7 protein-coding genes are annotated in these 7,426 nt (G+C 68.3%); 4 read left to right on the top strand and 3 right to left on the bottom strand.

Annotated elements, in window-relative coordinates:
* Nucleotides 1–197: 197 nt before the first annotated feature.
* Nucleotides 198–1,919, top strand: coding sequence for a hypothetical protein (locus AB0G02_RS24160; protein WP_360797734.1), 1,722 nt, complete (start codon nt 198–200; stop codon nt 1,917–1,919).
* A gap of 5 nt (nt 1,920–1,924) precedes the next feature.
* On the opposite strand, the gene AB0G02_RS24155 is transcribed toward AB0G02_RS24160, so the two are convergent.
* Nucleotides 1,925–2,692 (bottom strand): hypothetical protein, encoded by a 768-nt coding sequence (locus AB0G02_RS24155; protein WP_360797733.1) that lies wholly within the window; start codon nt 2,690–2,692, stop codon nt 1,925–1,927.
* A 325-nt stretch (nt 2,693–3,017) separates the two neighbouring features.
* Here AB0G02_RS24155 and AB0G02_RS24150 point away from each other — a divergent pair, with 325 nt between their 5' ends.
* Nucleotides 3,018–4,076 (top strand): ThiF family adenylyltransferase, encoded by a 1,059-nt coding sequence (locus AB0G02_RS24150; protein WP_360797732.1) that lies wholly within the window; start codon nt 3,018–3,020, stop codon nt 4,074–4,076.
* Here the strand turns inward: AB0G02_RS24150 and AB0G02_RS24145 are convergent.
* Complete coding sequence (locus tag AB0G02_RS24145) at nt 4,015–6,174, bottom strand: tetratricopeptide repeat protein (protein ID WP_360797731.1); 2,160 nt, start codon at nt 6,172–6,174, stop codon at nt 4,015–4,017. The two genes, AB0G02_RS24150 and AB0G02_RS24145, sit on opposite strands and share 62 nt — an antisense overlap.
* Nucleotides 6,175–6,265: 91 nt before the next feature.
* On the bottom strand, nt 6,266–6,505 hold the full coding sequence (locus AB0G02_RS24140; RefSeq protein ID WP_360797735.1) for a trehalase-like domain-containing protein: 240 nt from the start codon (nt 6,503–6,505) through the stop codon (nt 6,266–6,268).
* On the opposite strand from AB0G02_RS24140, the gene AB0G02_RS24135 reads away from it, so the two are divergent.
* Both AB0G02_RS24135 and AB0G02_RS24130 read left to right on the top strand, forming a co-directional pair.
* Nucleotides 6,444–6,608 (top strand): hypothetical protein, encoded by a 165-nt coding sequence (locus AB0G02_RS24135; RefSeq protein WP_360797736.1) that lies wholly within the window; start codon nt 6,444–6,446, stop codon nt 6,606–6,608. The two genes, AB0G02_RS24140 and AB0G02_RS24135, sit on opposite strands and share 62 nt — an antisense overlap.
* 327 nt (nt 6,609–6,935) lie before the next feature.
* On the top strand, nt 6,936–7,426 hold a 491-nt coding region (locus AB0G02_RS24130), incomplete at its 3' end, for an IS3 family transposase (RefSeq protein ID WP_360797730.1).

Here is a 7,426-nt window from a genome sequence, read left to right as displayed (position 1 = left end):
GCCCTTCTTGCGCGGGAACCGGGTCGCGCGCACCTGCGCCGGGCTCAGGAACGGGTGCGGGGCCCCCCCCCCCCCGGGGGGCGGGGGGGGCGGGCGCCGCCGGTGGGGTGCGGGGCCCCCCGGCCCCCGCCCCGACGCCCGGTTCGTGGCCAGGAGGGACACTCGACCGCGACGCAGCGCGCGAGACGGCACGCACGTTGTTGCGCACTGACGAGCTCACCGACACCGAGCGGCTCCTCCTTGCGGCCTCGCTGGCGCTGATGGCCAACCGAGCTGCGGACGAACGGTCCGCCCGCGATTTCATGGTGGTCGCGATCTCGGCGCAGAACGTGGACCAGAGCGAATTGGGTCGCTGGGCGGCGCTGCGGGCGCTGGCTGGCAGGGCCGACCTCAACACCGGGCAGGAGGCGGTGGCGAGCCTGGTGCTGGCGGTGATCACGCAGGACCGCGCGGACGTTCTGCGGGCGTACGAGCTCGCGGACGCGTTGCCCGCCGACGATCCTCGTGCCCGCTGGGCGGAGACGTTGCGGCCCTTCCTGTTGCCCGAGGACGACGGCGCGTTGTCCGAGGCGGGCGACGCCGTGCGAGTGGGCGACCGGTGTACTGCGGCTCGGTCCCTGGCGCGTGACTTTTTGCAGACCCATCGCGAGACCAGTGATCCTCTGGTAGAGGCCATGCACCGCACGATGGTCGCTCTGTCAGAGCACGAGGTGGACGTTCACCAGGCGCGCCAGGGGCTGTACCGCGTTCTCGTCCTGCTCAGGGCGCGGCAGCGTTACGGCCAGGTGCCGCCGGGGGTGAAGGCTGGGGTCGACATGGTGAGCGATCTCCTGCACGTCGAGGCGACACCCGAGTCCGCAGACCTGCTCACCGAGTTGATGGAGGCGCTGGCGGACGCGGGTCTGTCGGACGCCGTCCTGCCCGAGCAGGACGACGACCTGCCGGCGGTCGAGCACGCGCGGCTGGCCGAAGCGGCGGCGAGCCACCCCGTCTGGCCGAACCTCCGCGAGTGCGTTGACGGTCTGCGCGGCCGTCCGGCGCTGCTGCTGCGGCGGCAGCGGATGCTGTCGTCGCTTCCCGGTTCGGTGCTGGCCCTGTACGTCGAGCCGCCCGACTCGGTGGCGATCAAGTCCATCCATCTGACGCCTGCCGACACGCGGGTGCTGGACGCGTTCGGGCAAGGCAGCCCCAGGCTCATCGGTTCCACCGCGACCGATGACGTCGAACGGCTGCTCACGTCGTTGATCCCGGCCGCGCTGTGTGAGGCGCTGGCGGCCGGTCAGGTGCCGTCGTTGCTCGTCGTGCCGGACGGGCAGTTGTGGTCCCTGCCCTGGCAATCGGCGGCGTTGCTCCGGTCGACGCTCGTCAGCCTGGCGCCGTCGATGTCCGTCTACGGCCGCTTGCAGCCGTTCGACGGTGTCGTGCGCAGCATCACCGCCTACGTGGACGCGGACGTGCCGCACGCTGAAGTCGTGGCCGAGGCGTTGAAGGAGGCGGCTGCTGCCGGTGTGGTGGTGCGCGACCACCTCGACCCTGCCACCGGGCCAAGTGACCTGCTGGTCGTGTTCGCCCACGGGTCCGGGTCCGGCCTGGGGTTCAGCACCGGCCCGCGGTCAGTGCTGAGCCTTGCGAGAATGGAGCCGGTGCACGCGGCCCTCGTGGCGGCCTGCCGCTCGGTGGCCGCGCCGCCGGTGTCGTTCCCGAGCAATCTGCCCGCGGCGATGCTGCTCGAACAGGTCTCGTCGGTGATCGGCGGGATGTGGCCGGTGCCGACCGAGCCGACCGCCCGGATCGTCGCCGGCGTGATCACCAGGCTGGCCGCGGGGGAACGGCTCGTCCCGGCACTTGCCGCAGCGCGCGAGCACGTGCCGGACAGATACCTAGACCGCTGGGGACTGGCCGTGCACGGGATCGTGTGAGCTGATCACTCGAAGCAGGAGTCGAAAGTGATGGACTTCGAGACGGCGGCGTTGTCCCGGTTGAACAGCACGAGCACGTCCGCAGTGAACTCGTGCCCCAGTTCAGTCGTGGCGAAGCCCAGCGTAACGGTGAACCTGTCTACGTCGTCCGGCTTGACGTGGTGGGCTACGTACGCCTCGCTGTAGTCCCCGTCCACCTTCAGGTCGTAGTCCCCGGTCGAGGGAGAGGACGCCAGGAACGCCCTGCGTTCGATGACCCGGACGGCGACGCGGGTGATGTTCACGATCCGGTGGCCGCTGTTGCGGACTCTCACGTCCAGAACGACGCTCCTGCGTCGCTGCTCGACCAGCACGTCGTCGACGACCAGGTGGGTGTCCGGTGTGGTGGCGCTCAGCGGGCCCGGTGTGGCGTCGACTTCCGATTCCACGAGGCGAAGGTCCAGTTCCCCCTGGTTGGCCTGTTTTGCGGCCGCGTCGTAGGCGTTGCGGAGTTCTTCGAGCCGGAACTGGCCATTGGTGAGCCCGTCGATCGCCCTGTAGGTGCTCGGGTCCATCGCTTTCCAGTCGCCGTTTTTCGCAGGTTTCAACCTGGACAACACCGGAGGCGACACTCCGGCACGGTCAGCCTGTTCCTGTAACGTGCCACTCTGGTTTTCCAGGAACGCCCTGGCCTGGATGCCCGCCTTCTTGAGTGCGCCCCGGGCGTGCTCCCTGGCGGCGATGGCAGCCTCGTGAGCTTGTCGGACGGCTGCTAGCCGCGTCACTTCAGTCATGTCCCCCTCACTTGGTGCGCTGTTTTCAGAAATACACGGAAAACGCCGGAAAAACGGAAATGGTCGGAAAGGCTGAAACGGTCTGCGCAGGTTCCCTCGACACCAGGTCCAGGGGCACAGCGAGCTGGAGAAACCGCATGAACACCTGCGTCGAGCTCATTCCTCCACCTCCGGTCGCAGTTTACCGCGACCCGCTCGACCCGAACCACTTCTTCGCAGCCCTGGAGTTCTTCGAACCGGAGCACGACCTCACGTCCTGCCACGACTCGGTCGAGGGGTGACTGCGGACGTGCGTAGGCTCAAGTTCAAGTTCCACCACCGTCCGGTGCTGGACGGTGACGAGACAGTCCGGCTGGGCGGCATCGTGCCCGGTCTGAGGCGAGACCTCGTTGACCGGAGCGGATGGCGGTGGCAACTCTTCTGCCTCCTTAATGGCTCGCGCACGGTGGACGACGTCGTATCGACCATGGCGGAGGTCTTCCCCGGAGTGCCTGCGCACCTCGTACGCGCGGTCGTCGGTGACCTTGAGTCGGCCGGGTACTTGGAGGATGCGGACGCGGCGGTCGATGCCGTCGACGAGAGGTACCGGGGGAGCGCCGAGTTGTACGGCTGGATGGACCTGTCTCCCCACCGAACCGGCGCCGACGCCCAGAAGCGGCTGCAGAAGGCGTCGGTAGCGGTGATCGGACTCGGCGGCGCTGGCTGCACGGCGGTGCTCGATCTGGTGCTCGCGGGCGTGGGACGCGTCCACTGCGTCGACCGCGACGTCGTCGAGCGGTCCAACCTCGGCCGGCAGATCCTCTACACCGAGGCGGACGTCGAGAAGTTCAAGGCACATGTCGCGGTTCGCAAGCTTCGCGAGCACAACTCCGCTATCGACGTTACCGGCGAGGTGTTCGAGGTGACCGGGCAGAACGACCTGCGCGGCTTCGCCGAGAAGTTCGACGTGCTGCTGCTCACCGCGGACAAGCCGTCCCAGATCCGGTCGTGGGCGAACCGCGCGTGCCTGGCGACCGGCACGCCGTGGGTCTACGGCGGTTACCACGGGCCGTTGACGGGCGCAGGGCTGTTCCGGCCGGGCGAAGGTGCCTGCTTCGAATGCGTACAAGCGGAGCAACGGGCACAAGTCGGCGTCTCCACCCGGATGGAGTGGCCACCCGCCGCTGGTCAGGAGCCGCCGCATGCTGTCGACGCAACCACCGCCGGTCTCACAGGCAACTTCGCGGCGCGTGCCGTGATCAGCCTGCTCACCGGCATTCCTCGCGCGCCGTCCAACCTGCAGTTCGGGTACAACGTCGTCAAATGGCGCGAGACCATTCCCGTCACGCTGGCCGCGCCGAGCCCGCGCTGCCCCGCGTGTGGCCCGTCCGTGCGGGGCCGCTAGATCCGTCGCGCCGCACCTTTGACCGCACGGCGAGGGCCTGGGGATCGCCCAGTTCGTCCAGCACCGCCGCCGCCTCGGTCAGGTATGGTGCGGCCGCCGCGTGCTGCCCCAGCCGTTCGTACGACAACGCAACCGTCTGCAGAGCGTCGGCCAAATAGCGTTCGGTCGCCGCAGCGGTCCGGTAGTACGCGATGGCCTCGTCACCGAACTCGACGGCGGCCCGGTCGTTACCGAGGCCCTGGTGCGCCACCGCGACGTTGTGCAACGCGTAGCTTTCGCCGACCGGGTCGTTCTCGCCGCGGCGGAGTTCGAGCTCGCGTTCTGCGTGGGCGAGCGCGTCGTCGTGCCAGCCCAGTGCGGCGCTGATCTGGCTCAGATTGGACTCCGCGACGGCCTCGACGTACCCGCTGCCGCGCACGAGCGGCAACGCCTTGGTGTAGAGCTCGCGCGCGGCCTCGAACTGGTGCTGTAGTTTGCGGTTGCGTCCTAGGCCGCACAGCACGATGCCCAACAGCAGGCGGTCACCTCGCTCCTCGGCGTGTGGGACGCACGCGCGCAGGTCAGCGTCCGACTCCGCCCAGCGCCCGAGCATCTGGTGGGTGTCGGCGCGCCGCCGCCGGAAGATCACCTCGGTGTCGGCGTCGCCGCGAGCGGCATGTAGCCCTAGGGAATCGGCTTCGAGCCGCAATGACCACAACGAACGCGAGCGGAACGCGAGGAAACGCATGGAGCCGGCCAGCGCGATCGCGACGTCGGACATACCGTTGCCGATCGCCTGCCTTAACGCCGCCATCAGCGTGTGCAGCTCGGTATTGAGCCATGTCCACGCCTGGTCCCGGTCGGTGAGGGACAACCCTGCCACCGGCTCGGCGAGGCAAACGGACAGGTGCGGATGTGCGGGGAAGACGAGGCGATCGGCGGCGAGCGCGGTCCGGGCGTACCAGGAAAGTCCCGCACCGGTCGCTGCGGCCCGCTGGTCCAGCGGCTCGTCCTCCTCGACCCTGTGAACGGAGTACAGGCGCAACAGGTCGTGGAGCCGGTAGCGGCGGTGTGTCACCGGATCGACCAGGTTGACGTTGATCAGCGTTTCGAGCTGCCGGAGCGCCACCATCGGCTCGACATTGGCAAACGCGGCCGCCGCCGGCAGGCTGAACTCGGGATTCGGGTGCAGCCCGAGGCGGCGGAACAGCGAAGCGACCTCGCCGGGCAACTTCGCGTAGGACCAGTCGAACATGGTGCGCACGGTGCTGCGGTCGTCATCGTCGTCGCGCAGGCCGTCGAGACGAAAACGGTCGTCTCCGATCTCCTCCACCAGGTCGGAGATCGTGCTCGTCGCACGGCCAGCGGCGCGCCCCGCCGCGATCCGCACGGCCAGCGGCAACCCCGCGCACAAATCCGCGAGCCGGTCGACGGCTGCGGCTTCCCGTTCGGCCTTTGCGCCCCCGATGACACCGCGCAGAAGCGTCCTGGCTTCCGCACGGCTCAACATGCCCAAAGACAGCGAACGCGCGCCGTGCGTGACGACCAGCCCGGTGAGTGCCTTCCTGCTGGTAACAACTGCAACGCAGCCCTCAGAGGCTGGCAGCAGCGGCCGCACTTGCTCGGCGCTGCCCGCGTTGTCGAGCACCACCAACACCCGTCGCCCGGCGATGATCGACCGGTAGATACTCGCCTGAGAATCGAGATCGGCCGGGATGTGCACCTCGGCCACTCCCAGTGCCTGCAGGAACGACGTGATCACTGACGACGGATGCAGTGGCTGTTCGCGTTCGAAGCCCTTGAGGTTCGCGAACAGCGTGCCGTCGGGAAAGCTTTCCTGCACCCGATGCGCCCACCACACCACCAACGAGGTCTTCCCGACGCCGGCTGTTCCCTGCACGACCTGGACCGCACTGCCGGGCGCCGTGTGGAGCAGCGAGTCCAGGGACGTGACCTCGTCGGCGCGTCCTACGAAGTCGCCGACCGCGCCCGGTAATTGTCGCGGTACGGGCACGGCATCGTTCCCCAGCATGACGACCTGGTGAACGACGCCTGCCTGGATCACCGGCCCGACCGTGGTGGCGTTTACCTGGTTGCTCGTGCTCGGCTCGTTCGCCATACATCCGAGTGTTGCCGAACGGCAGGAGACCGCGACCGCCTAAACGGTGAAGAGCCTCACCGGCAAGGCGTTCAGACGCGAGCGACCGGCCCTACGGTCTCGTACACCCTCGACCGCGGGCAGCTTGAGCGTGGCGGCCCAGTCCGATTAGTGTGCGCCAGCGCGAGCGCGCCGCTCGGGATCGCTGGGAATGACCTCGAACGGATTGTCGGTGTCGCAGTGCAGTCCCCGGCGGGATCGCCGCGCCCTCGCGTGGCTGGACGACCGCGGTGGCGGTCTCCTGCTGGCCGTCGGAGGTGATCTGCCAGTCCACGCTCGGCGAGCGCAGCATCATCGGCTCGGAGGTGCCCACCATGTGCAGGCCCTCGCGCTCACGCAGCCACCGCACCAGTCCTCTCGTGGTCAGCCAGAATGCCCTCGGCATGGCCGAGTGACCTGCGACGATGGCTTTTCGAGCGGCACAGGTTCGTCCTCTGGCGCCACGGCTCCCGCAAGAGCGCGGGCAACCCGTCCGCGACCATGCGCTACACCGCGATCGGCTAGCACTGCACCAATGGCGACACCAACATCGCCCGAGCTCTCCGACGCGCCAACCGCCGATCACATGACCTGATCACCGCGGTGACCAGCAGCTAACCCAGCTCGCCGTCGAAAGGGATCTGCGCTGGGTGTTCCGTGAGCAGGCGATCCGACAGGCCTAGCTCGTCGACCTGATCCGCGAGATCCAGGTGGAGTCGTCCCAGGTCTACGGCTCCCCACGGGTGCACGCCGAACTGACCCTCGGTCGCGGGATGACCGTCGGGCACAACACCATCGCGCTTCTCATGCGCCGCAAGGGAATCAACGGCCTGCCCAATCGGCGCCGCCCGCGTCCGAAGCACGACACGCCCACCGCGGTGGACCTGGTCGACCGCGACTTCGCCAGACCCGCGCCGAACCAATTGTGGGTTACCGACATCACCGAACACCCGACTCGTGAGGGAAAGGTGTACTGCGCGGTCGTGCTCGATGTGCACTCGCGCCGTGTTGTCGGCTGGTCGATCGACTCCAGCCAGACCGCCGCACTGGCCACCAATACGCTCGGCATGGCGATCTCGAACCGGTCACCGCTGTCGGATACAGTGATCCACTCCGACCACGGAGTCCAGTTCACATCGTGGACTTTCACCAGACGTGCCAAGGAATCCGGGCTTCTGCCGTCGATGAGGTCGATCGGCGGCTGCTACGACAATGCCACCGGATCGGCGCACCT

The organism is Actinosynnema sp. NPDC023658 (assembly GCF_040639995.1).
GTDB lineage: Bacteria > Actinomycetota > Actinomycetes > Mycobacteriales > Pseudonocardiaceae > Actinosynnema.
The sequence above is the reverse complement of the archived record's forward strand: the minus strand, read 5'-3'. Positions and strand labels throughout refer to the sequence as shown.